The sequence below is a fragment of the Roseivirga sp. genome (assembly GCF_049099775.1).
In the GTDB taxonomy this organism is placed as follows: domain Bacteria; phylum Bacteroidota; class Bacteroidia; order Cytophagales; family Cyclobacteriaceae; genus Roseivirga.
This window is the reverse complement of the sequence record NZ_JAGDZM010000007.1, coordinates 478,919-493,426: the sequence shown is the minus strand read 5'-3', so window position 1 is coordinate 493,426 and position 14,508 is coordinate 478,919. Positions and strand designations below refer to the sequence as shown.

14 protein-coding genes are annotated in these 14,508 nt (G+C 39.0%); 12 read left to right on the top strand and 2 right to left on the bottom strand.

The genetic code is table 11. From position 1 onward, the window contains the following. Positions 1 to 2 precede the first annotated feature (2 nt). From JXQ92_RS13260 to JXQ92_RS13230, 7 genes are all read left to right on the top strand, one after another. Complete coding sequence (locus tag JXQ92_RS13260) at positions 3 to 530, top strand: NADH-quinone oxidoreductase subunit J (RefSeq protein WP_421987104.1); 528 nt, start codon at positions 3 to 5, stop codon at positions 528 to 530. Then, positions 520 to 822: an NADH-quinone oxidoreductase subunit NuoK gene (nuoK, locus tag JXQ92_RS13255; RefSeq protein ID WP_421987103.1), complete on the top strand. Its 303-nt coding sequence runs from the start codon at positions 520 to 522 to the stop codon at positions 820 to 822. The genes JXQ92_RS13260 and nuoK overlap by 11 nt, the downstream gene beginning before the upstream one ends. Then, complete coding sequence (gene nuoL, locus JXQ92_RS13250) at positions 819 to 2,954, top strand: NADH-quinone oxidoreductase subunit L (protein ID WP_421987102.1); 2,136 nt, start codon at positions 819 to 821, stop codon at positions 2,952 to 2,954. The genes nuoK and nuoL overlap by 4 nt, the downstream gene beginning before the upstream one ends. Positions 2,955 to 2,957: 3 nt before the next feature. Further along, entirely contained in the window at positions 2,958 to 4,649 is a 1,692-nt protein-coding gene (locus JXQ92_RS13245) for a complex I subunit 4 family protein (protein ID WP_421987101.1), read from the top strand. Then, a complete protein-coding gene (locus JXQ92_RS13240) occupies positions 4,649 to 6,172 on the top strand; it encodes an NADH-quinone oxidoreductase subunit N (protein WP_421987100.1) in 1,524 nt (507 codons plus the stop codon). The genes JXQ92_RS13245 and JXQ92_RS13240 overlap by 1 nt, the downstream gene beginning before the upstream one ends. Beyond that, positions 6,169 to 8,055: an amidophosphoribosyltransferase gene (locus JXQ92_RS13235; protein ID WP_421987099.1), complete on the top strand. Its 1,887-nt coding sequence runs from the start codon at positions 6,169 to 6,171 to the stop codon at positions 8,053 to 8,055. The genes JXQ92_RS13240 and JXQ92_RS13235 overlap by 4 nt, the downstream gene beginning before the upstream one ends. A gap of 86 nt (positions 8,056 to 8,141) precedes the next feature. Continuing rightward, a complete protein-coding gene (locus JXQ92_RS13230) occupies positions 8,142 to 8,849 on the top strand; it encodes a carbon-nitrogen hydrolase family protein (protein WP_421987098.1) in 708 nt (235 codons plus the stop codon). 140 nt (positions 8,850 to 8,989) lie between these two features. Here the strand turns inward: JXQ92_RS13230 and JXQ92_RS13225 are convergent, their stop codons facing one another. Together JXQ92_RS13225 and JXQ92_RS13220 are read right to left on the bottom strand one after the other, a co-directional pair. Next, entirely contained in the window at positions 8,990 to 9,316 is a 327-nt protein-coding gene (locus tag JXQ92_RS13225) for a HesB/IscA family protein (protein WP_421987097.1), read from the bottom strand. Next, positions 9,316 to 9,732, bottom strand: a complete 417-nt coding sequence (locus tag JXQ92_RS13220) for a hypothetical protein (protein ID WP_421987096.1) — start codon at positions 9,730 to 9,732, stop codon at positions 9,316 to 9,318. Before JXQ92_RS13220 ends, JXQ92_RS13225 begins: the two co-directional genes overlap by 1 nt. Before the next feature lie 214 nt (positions 9,733 to 9,946). On the opposite strand from JXQ92_RS13220, the gene mce reads away from it, so the two are divergent. The 5 genes from mce to JXQ92_RS13195 all read left to right on the top strand — a co-directional run bounded on the left by mce (position 9,947) and on the right by JXQ92_RS13195 (position 14,396). Further along, positions 9,947 to 10,348 carry a methylmalonyl-CoA epimerase gene (gene mce, locus JXQ92_RS13215; protein ID WP_421987095.1) on the top strand — a complete coding sequence of 134 codons (402 nt, stop codon included), beginning with the start codon at positions 9,947 to 9,949 and terminating at the stop codon, positions 10,346 to 10,348. 5 nt (positions 10,349 to 10,353) lie between these two features. After that, entirely contained in the window at positions 10,354 to 10,887 is a 534-nt protein-coding gene (locus JXQ92_RS13210) for a hypothetical protein (RefSeq protein ID WP_421987094.1), read from the top strand. 31 nt (positions 10,888 to 10,918) lie between these two features. Beyond that, positions 10,919 to 12,331: a 23S rRNA (uracil(1939)-C(5))-methyltransferase RlmD gene (gene rlmD / locus JXQ92_RS13205; protein ID WP_421987093.1), complete on the top strand. Its 1,413-nt coding sequence runs from the start codon at positions 10,919 to 10,921 to the stop codon at positions 12,329 to 12,331. Positions 12,332 to 12,592: 261 nt separating this feature from the next. After that, entirely contained in the window at positions 12,593 to 13,678 is a 1,086-nt protein-coding gene (locus tag JXQ92_RS13200; RefSeq protein ID WP_421987092.1) for a DUF1972 domain-containing protein, read from the top strand. Positions 13,679 to 14,099: 421 nt separating this feature from the next. Further along, entirely contained in the window at positions 14,100 to 14,396 is a 297-nt protein-coding gene (locus JXQ92_RS13195; RefSeq protein WP_421987091.1) for a hypothetical protein, read from the top strand. Positions 14,397 to 14,508 lie beyond the last annotated feature (112 nt).

The window sequence follows — 14,508 nt, the reverse complement described above, 5'->3', positions numbered from 1 at the left end:
AAATGGAGTTAACCAACATCATATTCTATGTTTTTATATGCATTACTGCATTGTCAGCCTTGTACATTATGTTCACAAAGAACATTTTATACGCTGCTTTTGCCTTAATCCTAACCTTCGTTGGATTGGCCGGCATATTCATCTTCTTAGGCGCCGAATTTATTGCTGTCACTCAAATACTCGTTTATGTAGGCGGAATCCTAATTTTACTGGTATTCGGCATAATGTTGACGAATAGATTATCTGGTAAAAAAGTCGTTAGTACTACCTATCACCAATGGCTTGGTTTCTTAATAGCAGCCGGATTTTTCACACTACTATTTAAAGGCATACTCGCAGCCAATTTCGGCACCCTCGGCTGGACTCAAAACTCCTCTCAAATTACGCCAAGTATTGAAGATTTTGGATTAAACCTAATGACAGACTATGTACTGGCTTTTGAGATAATAGGCATCCTTTTATTAATCGCGCTTATTGGAGCAGTTCGCATAGCAGGTAACTCAAGAAAGGAGGAAGAAAATGCCGCTTGACTATCTTTTAATCCTAGGCGCCTTTCTATTTTGTGCAGGCTTATTTGTAGTTGTCACGCGAAAAAATGCTATCATGGTATTAATCGGAATAGAGCTTATGCTCAATGCTGCCAACTTAAACTTAATCGCATTTAGCAGCTTCGATTCAATGGCGCTTCAAGGTCAGATTTTCTCAATATTTGTTATTACAGTAGCCGCCGCAGAAGCTGCCGTAGGCCTTTCAATAATTGTAAAAGTGTATAAGCACTTCCAAACAGCAGACTTGGATAAAATAAATAACCTCAAAGGGTGATCAATATTCAAGACCTCATATTGCCCAAAGGAGACCCAATCATTTACTGGCTCATCGCGCTAATGGCCATTCCCATGATTTCTTTTATCTCTACTCAAAGTTTGGGTAAAAGAGCGCCTCACTGGTCTACATTTCTTCTAGGCGTAAACACTGTTATTGCCATTTACCTTACTGCCTTAAATTGGAATGGCGAAACGATTAGTATTCGGGGTCATTGGTTTAAAATAGGAGACACTCAAATCACATACGCTTTCTTAGTCGATAGACTCACGCTGATCATGGCGGTAATCGTGAATTTTATTTCCCTATTAGTGCATCTCTTTTCGCAAGAATATATGCGCAAAGACAAAGCAAAACCAAGGTACTTTGCCTATTTAGGACTTTTTACATTTTCTATGATGGGCATAGTACTCTTCTATGACCTGCTTTTCATCTTCATCTTTTGGGAACTTGTTGGACTTTCTTCATTCCTACTTATAGGGTTTTGGTTCGAGAAGAAATCAGCCTCAATTGCTGCAAACAAGGCCTTTATCATGAACCGGATTGGAGATCTTGGATTCATTACCGCCCTAATGATTTTGTATACACAGTTTCAGTCATTCGATCTTGAAGTGATCAAAACACTTATGATTGATAGTGATATAGAAAACGGAAATTGGGTCACACATTTTATCAACAATGGACAAGAATTTATGGGTAGTCTCGATGCCCGATGGCTTAGCGCAGCCGGCATAGCCCTATTTTGCGGAGCTGTTGGTAAATCGGCACAGTTCCCACTGCAAGTTTGGCTTCCAGATGCGATGGAAGGCCCTACGCCAGTATCGGCACTTATTCATGCAGCCACTATGGTTGCCGCCGGCGTTTACTTGCTCGCCAGAGTCTTTGTAATTCTCGATGCACAAGCACTAGAAGTTGTTGCCATAGTCGGCGCAATCACAGCATTTATGGCCGCTATTGCCGCCCTATCACAGTTCGACATTAAGAAAGTATTGGCCTACAGTACCATATCACAGTTAGGCTACATGGTAATGGCCATGGGTGTAGGTGCTTATACTGCAGGACTTTTTCACTTGGTAACACATGCTTTTTTCAAAGCAGGCTTATTCTTATCTGCCGGAATCATCATTCATCAACTACATAAATTAGAATCGAAAGAGATCAGTTTCAATACGCAAGACATGCGCGTTATGGGTGGCTTAAGACAGCATATGCCTAAAACGTTTATTTGCTTTCTCATCTGCTCACTCGCCTTAGCTGGGCTCCCTGGCTTCTCAGGTTTCCTTTCTAAAGACGCTATTCTCTTGAACTTATCGGTTTGGGCCGATATCAAAGGCGGTGGTTTCTATATTCCAGAAGTATTGGCGTTTGCCACCGTGCTATTGACAGCATTTTATACCTTTAGAATGATCTGCCTGATCTTTTTTGGTAATTTCCGCCTCCCGAAAATCGTTCAAAAGGAAGGTATCGGTGCAAATCTCAAAGAAGGCAATTGGGTCATGTTATTGCCTGTGGCAATTCTAGCACTACTTTCCTTAAGTCCATTATTTGGCTTAACGCTCAATGCAGAACATACCTGGTTTGTGGAAGCATTTCCAACACCAATATATCTTGTACCTGCTTCCTATGCAGCAAAAAGTCTAGTAGATGTTCTACCTGAAACCTTTCATAATTTACATGGCCTTGTAAATGCCGTATCAATTGGTTTGGCTTTCATAGGAATTATTATCGCTTACTTTTCGTATAAACCCAATGCTAAGCTCGAGCAAACCTTTGTTGAAAGAAGAGAACCCACAGGCTTTCTAGGTCAAGTTTCCTTCTACCATTGGTATCAAGATGCTTTTTACCGAAAGTGGGTGCTGAAATTTATTATGCTGAAATCAGAAGCCTTATCTTGGTTTGATAGACGCATAATTGATGGTTTTGTGAATGGAATGGCTAAATGGCAAGTCATTTTTGCACATGTTATCAAATGGTTCGACAAGTATTTTGTTGATGGTTTTGTTCAACTGATTGCTTTTACCAGTGGCCGTGTTGGTCAGTTTACACGATCTTTCCACGGCGGAAATGTTCAGACTTACATTATGGTGAGTTTTGTATTCATCATACTATTAATGCTTTATTTGGTCTTCTAAATTATGGCGCACCTGTTATCATATATCGTTTTTATCCCTTTAGTCGCAGCACTACTCATTGTGCTTACGCCAAAGATTTACGAGAACCTTTATCGATCGGTAGGCTTACTGAGCTTAGGGTTGACACTTATGCTGACGCTTTATGCGGTAGTTAGTTTTGATACCATCAGCAAAGGAGCTATCAATAGTGAGGCTTCCTTACAGCTAGTAGAAAAGACAGAATGGTTTTCCGTATCGCTAGGTTCGTTGGGCAGGTTTTCTGTAGACTATTTTGTAGGAACGGATGGACTGAATATTAGCATGCTTCTTCTAGCAGCTGTTGTATTGTTTATCGGTATGATTGCTTCTTGGAATATCAAAGATAAAAAGAAGGGCTACTTCGGGCTTTACTTGTTATTATCATCATCAGTTTTAGGCTGTTTTGTGGCGCTGGACTTCTTTTTATTCTACCTCTTCTTCGAATTCATGCTTTTACCAATGTATTTCCTTATTGGTATTTGGGGTGGCCCAAGAAAAGAATACGCTGCCATTAAGTTCTTCCTATACACATTAGTTGGTTCAATCTTGATTCTGATTGTAATGATCGGACTTTATAACTCTGTATACGACCCTGTTAAAACCGGGATTGAAGCGGGTTACCAAGAAGCTTCCATCGAGCAGATTCAAGATATGGTTCAAAACGGAACCATCCCTACTGAAAGCATTGTGAAATCATTCAATATGATTCACATGGCGGACGCTGATAACTTTATTCCCGACTCGTTTTTGGCTACCACTAGCATTGCAAAAATCTTCGGACAACCAGCAAGGTGGATGGCTTTCTTGGCCTTACTCATTGGCTTTGCCATCAAGTTACCAGCCGTTCCTTTCCATACTTGGCTACCCGACGCACACGTTGAAGCACCTACCCCAATCTCCGTAGTTTTGGCAGGTATTCTATTGAAAATTGGCGGCTATGGTCTCATTAGAACTGCCTTTGCAATGTTCCCTGATAGTGCCTTTCATTATTCATGGCTGATCGGTTTCTTTGGTGTTTTCGCCATTATTTACGGCGCGCTCAATGCCCTCGCCCAAAAAGACCTTAAACGTTTAATTGCTTATAGCTCGGTGTCGCACATGGGCTTTGTATTACTTGGATTGGCCGCATTAACGATAGAAGGAGTCAGTGGTGCTATTTACCAAATGTTCTCTCACGGCCTTATTTCTGCACTATTATTCTTGCTAGCCGGTGTGCTTTATGATAGAACCCATAACAGGCTGATAGAAAACTATGGTGGACTAGCCCATCAAATGCCTAAGTATACAGTATTCATCACAATTGCCTTCTTTGCATCGCTTGGCTTGCCAGGATTTTCAGGTTTCATTGCAGAACTGATGGTTTTCATAGGAGCCTTTAAATCATCTGATATGATTGGTGCTATTCCAGGTTGGATGCCAGTAGTCGGCACCATAGGTCTGGTTCTTGGGGCCGGCTATTATTTATGGACACTGCAGCGCATGTTTTTTGGTCAATTCTGGGTAAAGGATAAGAATTGGGTGGCTGACTTAAAAGACTTAGACCTTAGAGAATATCTCATGCTGGTTCCTTTAGTAATCTTGATCCTATTATTCGGAATTAATCCATCGTTGTTATTAGACTTGATCAATAGTTCGGTTGAAAGTTTCACCAATCATTTATCTCTATTTGCCAAGTAATGCTGATTGCCCAAACCCAACATAATGGACTCAGTGAGCAACTAGCAAATACAAGTAGTGATTTATGGTCTTTGCTTCCCGAAATTTCCATCGTTGGTTCCCTCCTTCTTTTAATCATTTTTGATTTAATCTTCAAAAAGAATAAATCGATCGGCCTTACGGCTATCGCATTAGTTGGTCTTGCATACACCTTTGTTCTACTAATTCAGCAATGGTATGCTTTTCCTGATTCTAAAGCGCTTATGGGTGGTTTATTAGATATTAATAGACTTTCTATAATGTTAAAAGGAGGCTTTGTTGTTTGCCTTGTCGTTGCTATTGTTACAGCCCTTCGATCCGGTGATAAACGACATGATTTTTTCGAGAGCAGCGAAATACTCGTCATGCTATTTGGCTTATTACTTGGGGCTTCGTTTATGACTATGTCGAGCAATTTGCTCATCATTTATATTTCTATAGAAGTTGTATCCATTTGCTCATATGTACTTACGGCGATTATAAAAGGAAAAGATAAAGCGGAAGCAGGTTTAAAATACCTCATTTACGGAGCAGTAGCCTCTGCTATAATGCTATACGGAATGAGTTGGGTGTATGGCTTCACGGGAACGCTAGACATTACCAGTATAGGATTTGGCGCAGCCATAAGCGAAATACCAAAACTTCCCTTATACATTTCTTGCGCCATGATATTGGCCGGTTTTATCTTTAAACTTGGAGCATTTCCGCTTCATATTTGGTCACCAGATGTTTACCAAGCAGCCCCAACCCCTGTTGTTACCGTTTTTTCAGTAATTCCAAAATTAGCTGCACTCAGCATCATCTTTAAATTCGCTAACACCATCAACACCCCGACTATAGATTGGCAGTTATGGATTGGCGTATTAGCCATTGCTAGTATGACCGTTGGAAATTTCTCGGCACTCTGGCAGAAAGATATCAAACGTATGCTAGCCTACTCCTCCATAGCCCATGCGGGGTTTTTATTGGTTGGCATCTTAGCTTTTACCAGTGCTGGCAATGAATCGATGATTTTTTATGCCATCATTTATTTGGTGATGAATTGTGCAGCCTTCTTCCTTGTCCAAGTATATGAAAGACAAACAGGCACTACAGCACTGGATAGTTTTAGAGGTTTAGGGGCAAAACTGCCATACATGTCTGTTCTAGTGCTTATAGTAATGATTGCCCTAACCGGCCTACCACCCACTGCTGGGTTCAATGCAAAGCTTTATGTTTTCTCTGCACTTTGGGATGCTTATCAGACAGGAGAAAAAGACATTCTTTTTTGGGTATTTATTTTTGGATTGATGAATACGGTCGTCTCACTTTTTTATTATCTCAAACTACCATACTTCCTCTATTTCAAATCAAGCCCTAATAAGATTCAAATAAAAGACATTCGACTAATTGATAGACTCGCGGGCACTTTATTGGTAGTTCCGCTGTTACTGTTATTCTTTAGATCAGATTGGTTTGTAGGCCTAGTGAATAGTATTAATTTTGAGCTTTGGATACCTAAATGAGTGAGCAAATAAAACACGAATGTGGCATAGCCCATATTCGACTCCGAAAACCGCTTCAGTACTATATTGATAAATATGGTTCGGCTACCTACGCGGTAAACAAGCTTTACATCATGATGCAAAAACAGTCAAACCGAGGCCAAGATGGCGTGGGCGTGGCGAACATCAAAGTTGATGTAGAACCAGGTACTAGGTTTATAAGTCGTTATAGAACCATCAACCAACAACCCGTAACGGAAATTTTCGCCAAAATTGGACGCAAGTTCGAAAAAGCGAAAAAGAAGTCAGGTTATGACCCTAAAGATTCCGAATGGATGAAAAAGAACATGGGTTTTACAGGCGAGCTTTGGATGGGTCACCTTCGGTATGGTACGCATGGAAAAAATAGTATTGAAAGCTGCCACCCATTTTTAAGACAAAATAACTGGCGTAGCCGTAACCTAGTAATGGCAGGAAACTTCAACATGACAAATGTTGATGAACTCTTCGACTTGCTCGTGCAACTCGGCCAGCATCCCAAAGAAAAAACAGATACCGTGACCGTCATGGAGAAGATAGGTCACTTTATTGATGAAGAAAACCAACGTCTTTTCAATAAGTATCGAAAGAATAAAGAGAATCACGAGATCACTAAACACATTGAAAATGAAATGAATCTTCAGCGCGTGCTGAAACGTTCGTTCAAAGATTTCGATGGAGGTTATGCCATGGTCGGTCTTTTAGGTCATGGTGCCTCGTTTGTTGTTCGCGATCCAAATGGAATTCGTCCTGCCTTTAAGTATATCGACGATGAAGTGATTGTAGTAGCATCAGAAAAGCAAGCCATCAAAGCTGCTTTCAACGTCAACTACGAAGAAATTACTGAAGTAGAACCCGGACACGCCTTAATTGTCAATAAAGACGCTTCTTACAAAGAGGTGCCAATTATGGATCAGGGTGAATTGAAAGCTTGTTCTTTCGAGAGAATCTATTTCTCCAGAGGTACTGATCCCGATATTTACAACGAAAGAAAAGACTTAGGGAAACTAGTCATCCCTCAAATTCTGAAATCGATTAATCTCGACTTGAAGAACACCGTATTTTCTTACATCCCTAATACGGCCGAAATATCTTTCTTGGGTATGATGCAAGGTTTGGATCAATACATGCTCAGGCGAAGAAAAGAAGTCATTATCGACGGACAGCCTTCACTAGAATCGCATGAAGAGCTACTGAGTTTTCAGCCTAGAGTTGAAAAACTGGTAATTAAAGATGCTAAACTCAGAACTTTCATTGCCGATGATAATAGTCGTGATGATTTAGTAGCAAACATCTACGATACTACTTACGAAGTCATTAATAAAGGCGTCGATACTTTAGTGGTCATTGACGATTCGATCGTAAGAGGGACTACTTTGGAGAAGAGTATTCTTAAAATGCTCGACAAACTTGAGCCAAAGAAGATTGTTATTGTTTCTTCAGCTCCGCAGATACGCTATCCTGATTGCTACGGCATAGACATGTCGAAAATTAAGGAGTTTGTGGCGTTTAGAGCTATGCTGTCTTTATTGAAAGATCATTTCAAGGAAAACCTTTTAGAAGAAGCATATCACAAAGCCTTAGCGAATATTAATTCCGACAAACAAGAGAATTACGTTCAGGCGCTTTATAACGAGTTTTCTTACGACGAAATCTCTGAGAAAATTACAGAGATAGTAAGACCTGAAGGATTGAAAGCTGAGCTAGAAGTAGTTTATCAAACGGTGGATAATCTTCACCAAGCTTGCCCTAAAAATCTTGGCGATTGGTACTTTACTGGCGACTATCCAACACCGGGTGGAAACCGTGTTGTAAACAAAGCTTTCATCAACTTTATGGAAGGCAAAGAGGTAAGAGCTTACTAGAAAATTATACCTCCCAAGAAAGGGAAAATCGTCAGCCTTTTGTGAGATCACTTTGGAACAAGTTAAGATTTCAGGATATTTAATCCATGAAGTTTTGCCTTGCCCAAACAGAACCTGTCGCCGGAGATATAGCTGCTAATATTCAAGATCATTTGAATAAAGTAAATGACGCAATTTCGCAATCTGCCGACCTTATCATCTTTTCGGAATTGTCGATAACTGGTTACGAACCAGAATTAGCCAAAGGTTTAGCTATGGATTTAAAGGACCAAAGGCTAGACCCATTTCAAGCACTTAGTGATGGTCATGACATTATTATTTGTATTGGCGCGCCGATTAAAGTAAAAGAAGGCATAAACATTAGCCTTGTCCTGTTTCAACCTCAACAAAGTAGATCAATCTATTCGAAACAGTACTTGCACGAAGATGAGTTGCCCTATTTTGTGCCTGGACTCCAGAGCAATGGCATTATTGAAGCAGAAAAAAGAGTTGCCTTAGCTATTTGCTATGAATTGACCATTCCTGAGCATAGTGAAACGGCTAATAGCAACGACGCTGAAGTCTATATCGCCAGTGTAGCAAAAACCGTAAACGGTGTGGCTAGAAATAACCCAAGACTTGCTGAAATTGCTAAGCAGTATAGCATCCCAGTATTAATGTGTAACTGCGTTGGAGCTTTTGACGGAAACACAGGCGGAGGACAATCAGGGGCATGGAATTCAGAAGGTGAATTGGTTGAGGCGCTAGGTGAGAAGGCAAAGGGTTTCTTGCTCTTCGACTCGGAGAATTTATAACCAACTTTCTTATCTCGAGCTTGTCGAGAGATCTTTATCACTCAGAATCATAAGACCCTTCGATAAACTCAGGGTAGAAAGAAAAGACATAAAAAAAGCCCCGACAAGTCGGGGCCTTCAACTTCTTATTTCGTTTTCTCTTATACTGAGAAGCTCTCGCCACATCCGCAAGTACGGGATGCATTCGGGTTTATAAACTGAAACCCCTTTCCATTTAGTCCATCTGAGAAGTCTAGAGTAGTTCCTAATAGGTATAAAAGGCTTTTCCTGTCCACTAAAATTTTAACGCCTTTGTCTTCGAACACTTCGTCTTTTTCTTTGATTTCGGCATCAAACTCCAAGTCGTACATCAGTCCGGAACATCCACCACCTTGTACGGCCACTCTTATATTCGAATTATCAGCTTGCCCCTCTTTGGTTCTAAGCTCTACGATTTTATTTTTTGCTGTATCTGTTACTGTTATCATCAGGCTACTGGGTTAAGCACTACACTAAAAACCGTTATGGTATTAATATCTCTACTATAGTAAAGTTTGTCAAGTGCATCGTACATGTTACTTGCCGAGAAATATGAAGTATGCAATTCGCTTTCGTCTTTGGCAATCCACTGAATGGTGTAAGAATTGTATTTGTCTTTATAAGACTTTACATAGTCCAACATCTTTCTTAGAGCATCTAGCTTATCGATACCTATTTCAGAATGAAAAAGAAAAGATTGATTGTGCCTAGGGTTAATCGTGATCATATCAAGTTTCACTTTCCCCTCAGTGGCTACAAATTCAAAACTTAATTCGCTTCCCTTAATTCCTAAGTGACTTTCGATCTTCTTCTGAAGTCTTACACTTTCCACATGGATGTCTGTGCTTGCACCAGTCATATTCATTTCGGCATTTATTTCTACTCAATTCTATATATTGAGCGATAATTAAAACAGTAAAAACCGTTAATAAGTTTCCTGTTTTCATTACAAAGATAAGTAATGATTATTTACTATTACTAATAGTTATTTTAATGTAGAAGGGAATCTGATGATAGTATCCAGAGATTTTATTCACCGACACTTTGGGATACTAAAATGAGCTCATAAGCGTATTGAAATGAAAAAAATAGAACATATCGGCATTGCCGTTAAAGACTTAGATACTTCGAATAACCTTTTTGCTAAACTATTTGGCGAACCTCACTACAAAGTAGAAAGCGTAGCTTCAGAAGGAGTAAATACTTCCTTCTTTCAAGTAGGCCCGAATAAGATAGAATTGTTAGAAGCCACCAATCCCGACAGTCCGATTGCCAAATTCTTAGAAAAACGAGGCGAAGGCATTCATCACATTGCTTATGATGTGGAAGATATTCGAGCAGAGATGAAGCGGCTTGAAAGCGAGGGATTTACCCTTCTCAATAAAGAACCAAAAAAGGGAGCAGATAATAAACTCGTGTGTTTCCTTCACCCTAAAACCACTAATGGTGTTTTGATTGAGCTTTGTCAGGAAATTGGCTGATAGTCATGAGGAATTCATCGAAAAAAATTCAAAGGGTAATTGACCAAAGTCTTTCGGATATCAAGAATTTTAAGATCCTCTATGATCAAAAGTCATTAAGATTAGAGTCACAAGTCCCTGCCTATACGGATCTGTTCGTAGTTTTCATCCTTGCCCCTCCAATAACTTTACTTATTAACGAAACGGACCTTTGGAGTTTGATGATTTCATTCTTATGGTTTATTATAAACTCATTTTTTTATTTACGAATAATAAATTCTTTTAACGTCATCGACCTAAATTCTGATGACAAAACGATTAAGGTAGATTATAATCACAAAATTTTGAGATGGTTGAGAGATACAAGTAAAATAAACTTCGATGAGGTAAAGGCTATAAAAGTTGACTCAATGACAACCGGTAAGTACATGTCTATGAGCTATTTTATATCGATAGAGTCTACTCGAAAGAAGTTCAATACGGTCATTATAAATGATCAATTTAAGGTAAAACGTCTAAAATTCATCCTTGATGAATTTATCAGGTCATCCGATAACTAATTCCCAATTAACTATTTACTAATTTCGCGCCATGGGAAGAAAATTCAGGGGGAAACAAAAGGTTCTTGAACAGGTAAAAATCGAAGGCATTGCAGCAGAAGGTAAATGCATCGCTAGAGTAGATGAGCAAGTTATTTTCGTAGAAAAAGTAGCCCCAGGTGATGTGGTGGATGTTCGCGTGACACGCAAAAAATCTAACTTTATGGAAGCTACTCCTGTAAAGTTTCATTCTTATTCCGAAGACCGTGTTGAACCATTTTGCGAACACTTTGGCACCTGTGGTGGCTGTAAGTGGCAACACATTCCTTATGAGATTCAATTAAAATATAAGCATCAACAAGTAATAGATAGCTTAGAAAGAATTGCCAAAGTAGAGCTACCAGAGATTACTCCTATCCTTGGTTCCTCCAACATACAATTCTACCGAAATAAGCTAGAATACACCTTTACCAATTGGCGCTGGGTGACTAAGGAAGAAATTGACAGCGGAGAAGAATTAGATCGCCGTGGTCTTGGCTTTCACATTCCTGGACGGTTTGATAAGATCCTTGACATTGAAAAGTGCTTCCATCAACCCGATCCATCGAACAAAATTCGTAATGCTGTAAAGAATTACTGTCGGGATAATAAGCTTCCTTTTTATGACATTTCGAAAAAAACAGGATCCGTTAGGAACCTCATTATCCGCAATTCCATTTTAAATGAGTGGATGGTTATCGTACAGTTTGCCTTAGACCAACCTGAGAACGAAGGTTTAATGGAATACTTGAAAATAAATTTCCCTGAAATCACTTCTTTACAATATGTGATCAATAATAAAGCAAATGAAACCTTCCACGACCTTGATGTGAAAGTTCATCATGGCAAAGCTTATATCACGGAGGAAATGGAAGGAATTCAATTCCGTGTTGGACCAAAGTCTTTCTACCAAACTAACGCAACACAAGCTTATGAACTATACAAAATAGCGCGGGACTATGCCGAGCTTTCTGGAAACGAAGTAGTCTATGACCTGTATACTGGCACGGGTACCATCGCCAATTTCATCGCGAAAGACGCCAAAAAAGTGATCGGCATTGAATATGTCGAAGCGGCTATAGAAGATGCAAAAGTCAACTCAGAGATCAACGGCATAGACAACACCCAATTCTATGCTGGTGATATGAAAGATCTATTGAATGACGATTTCATGGCCAATCACGAGCGGCCAGATGTTATCATCACTGATCCTCCTAGGGCTGGTATGCATGCAGATGTAGTATCAATGCTATTAAAAATCCAAGCTCCTAAGATTGTCTATGTCAGCTGTAACCCTGCCACGCAAGCTAGAGATTTAGCGCTGTTGGATTCAATGTATTCAGTAGCTCGCGTTCAGCCAGTTGATATGTTCCCACAGACGCATCATGTAGAGAATGTGGTTTTATTGGAGTTGAGAAAGCTATAAACCTCTAAATTCTATAGAAAACAAACCGACTCAATACATTTGAATCTATATTTTTTACTTTTAACTAGTTCCGAAGATCATCAAATCAACAATCTCATTGAACCTAATAACATCCCGTGAATGGCTCGACTAAATTACTATCATCTTTTAGTAAAAGATTAAATGTAAGAGAAGATCTTTTTGTTCATCTTCGCAATCGGTTGATTGGATTTACTTAATCACTCTAATAATTTACGAATCGAAAGTAGCAAACTGAACAACTTGAAGACTCCTCAAAAGCCCAAGCGCCTAGCCATAATTGGTTCAGTCGGCATTCCTGCTAATTACGGTGGTTTTGAAACACTAGCTGAACAGCTTACAGTTCACCTCGGGACTCATTTGGATATTACAGTCTATTGCAGTAGCAAAGCTTATTCTCTCCAACCTAAGACCCGGAACAATGCAAGCTTAAAGTATATTCCACTTTCAGCAAATGGGTTGCAGGGAATACTCTATGATATATGGTCGGCTATTCATGCTATCAGAAAAAATGATACTTTACTCTTTCTTGGCATAACGGGAATGATCATCCTCCCATTTCTAAAAATTTTCAAGGCGAAAAAGATCGTTCATATAGATGGTTTAGAATGGAGACGTACTAAATGGAAGTTTTTAGCCAAATGGTTTCTAAAAATTTCAGAAGGGATTGCTATTCGCTTTGCAGATGAGATAGTAATAGATAACTCTGCTTTAAGAGATATGATAGCTAATATTTACCCAAAAAGAACTTACCAACTACTTACTTATGGATCTGAAATAAAGAGTGAAGGTTATGAAAAACACTTTACAAATGGCCTCATTCCAAATAAAGCTTATGCTTTAGCACTTTGCCGTATAGTCCCAGAAAATAATGTGAAGCTAATTCTGGATACTTTTAAGGAAAACACCGATTTAAATCTTGTTTTTATAGGTAACTGGCAGGTTAACTCTTATAGTAAAGAGTTACATGCATCTTATAGTTCATTACCGAATATTGATCTGCGAGAACCTATTTATGATGCAACTAAAATAGAAGCACTAAGAAAGAAATGCACTGTTTACCTGCATGGACATTCAGCTGGCGGTACTAACCCATCTTTGGTAGAAGCCATGAGATCTGGAATTCCTATTTTAGTAAAAGACGTACCATTTAACCGCGCTACTATGCATTCTCAGGGAATCTTCTTTTCAGATAAAGAAGATCTTCACGCTAAACTGAAAAATCTGGCTTCTCACAACCTTAACACCTATGGGGAAAAGTTAAAAAAAGTGGCCGAGGAGAATTATAACTGGCCTCTGGTTGCTAAAAAGTATCACGACATATTCTAGGTCTGGGTCTCGTTTTTTTGTTTTTCTAAAAAAATAGAAGTAAACAAGAGAAGGTGGTTAGAGAAGTTTGTCGTAATTATTGTTTTAAGTTATATGCGGATTTAATAAAAACTTAGCTCTTACATGTTGTATTTATATTATTGAGCTTAGCTTTTCTACAAGTCTATAGCTTTCTCCTAATCAATTATCCTTCGAATGAATTCAGAAATATGCTAAATACTTTTTGCTGCGAAGATGACTCCCTTTCTATGATCTTAAAAACAAAACAGGTTCTTTAAGAAATGAATCTACCAGACGAGAAAATATCAACCCTCAGAAAATTGAGATTCCAAAGAGTGGCGGAAGAAAATTTTCATACTGATGCATTCACTGATTTAACTAATTTCAATATTGCTGTCTCAATACCAAAAGCACCAAAAAAGTGCAAGAAAGAAAAGATATAACCTTTGTCTATAGAGCTAGTTTCTTAATCAAAACTAAATACTTGTTGCGCAATATCTTAGCGATTTATAACTTCAGCCATGACAAGAATATCAGTAAAGAGTGCAGTACTAGTAGAGTCTCTTTTGAAATCAGTCAGCTCGATAAGAATTCCTTTGAAGCCATGGCCAACCCAGTAAGTCCCCTTGAAAGAGTGACTACTTATGGGCTAAGAAAAAATACTTATTCCTTTAAAACTCTACTGCCAATAGATTTAATGTTAGCCAAGTTCCTCTAATCCAACGCCAAAATAAAAATCAGACCAGCTCTTGACGAAGAAGATCGAGTAATCAGCAAGCGACAGTGGCAATTTTGAAAACACTCATTTCAAGTTACTCTGCATTTGGAGA

Excerpts from the sequence above, each read along its gene's own strand:
- JXQ92_RS13260 (WP_421987104.1), top strand. The coding sequence starts at position 3 with ATGGAGTTAACCAACATCATATTCTATGTTTTTATATGCATTACTGCA.
- nuoK (WP_421987103.1), top strand. The coding sequence starts at position 520 with ATGCCGCTTGACTATCTTTTAATCCTAGGCGCCTTTCTATTTTGTGCA.
- JXQ92_RS13245 (WP_421987101.1), top strand. The coding sequence starts at position 2,958 with ATGGCGCACCTGTTATCATATATCGTTTTTATCCCTTTAGTCGCAGCA.
- JXQ92_RS13240 (WP_421987100.1), top strand. The coding sequence starts at position 4,649 with ATGCTGATTGCCCAAACCCAACATAATGGACTCAGTGAGCAACTAGCA.
- JXQ92_RS13235 (WP_421987099.1), top strand. The coding sequence starts at position 6,169 with ATGAGTGAGCAAATAAAACACGAATGTGGCATAGCCCATATTCGACTC.
- JXQ92_RS13230 (WP_421987098.1), top strand. The coding sequence starts at position 8,142 with ATGAAGTTTTGCCTTGCCCAAACAGAACCTGTCGCCGGAGATATAGCT.
- JXQ92_RS13225 (WP_421987097.1), bottom strand. The coding sequence starts at position 9,316 with ATGATAACAGTAACAGATACAGCAAAAAATAAAATCGTAGAGCTTAGA.
- JXQ92_RS13220 (WP_421987096.1), bottom strand. The coding sequence starts at position 9,732 with ATGAATATGACTGGTGCAAGCACAGACATCCATGTGGAAAGTGTAAGA.
- mce (WP_421987095.1), top strand. The coding sequence starts at position 9,947 with ATGAAAAAAATAGAACATATCGGCATTGCCGTTAAAGACTTAGATACT.
- JXQ92_RS13210 (WP_421987094.1), top strand. The coding sequence starts at position 10,354 with ATGAGGAATTCATCGAAAAAAATTCAAAGGGTAATTGACCAAAGTCTT.
- rlmD (WP_421987093.1), top strand. The coding sequence starts at position 10,919 with ATGGGAAGAAAATTCAGGGGGAAACAAAAGGTTCTTGAACAGGTAAAA.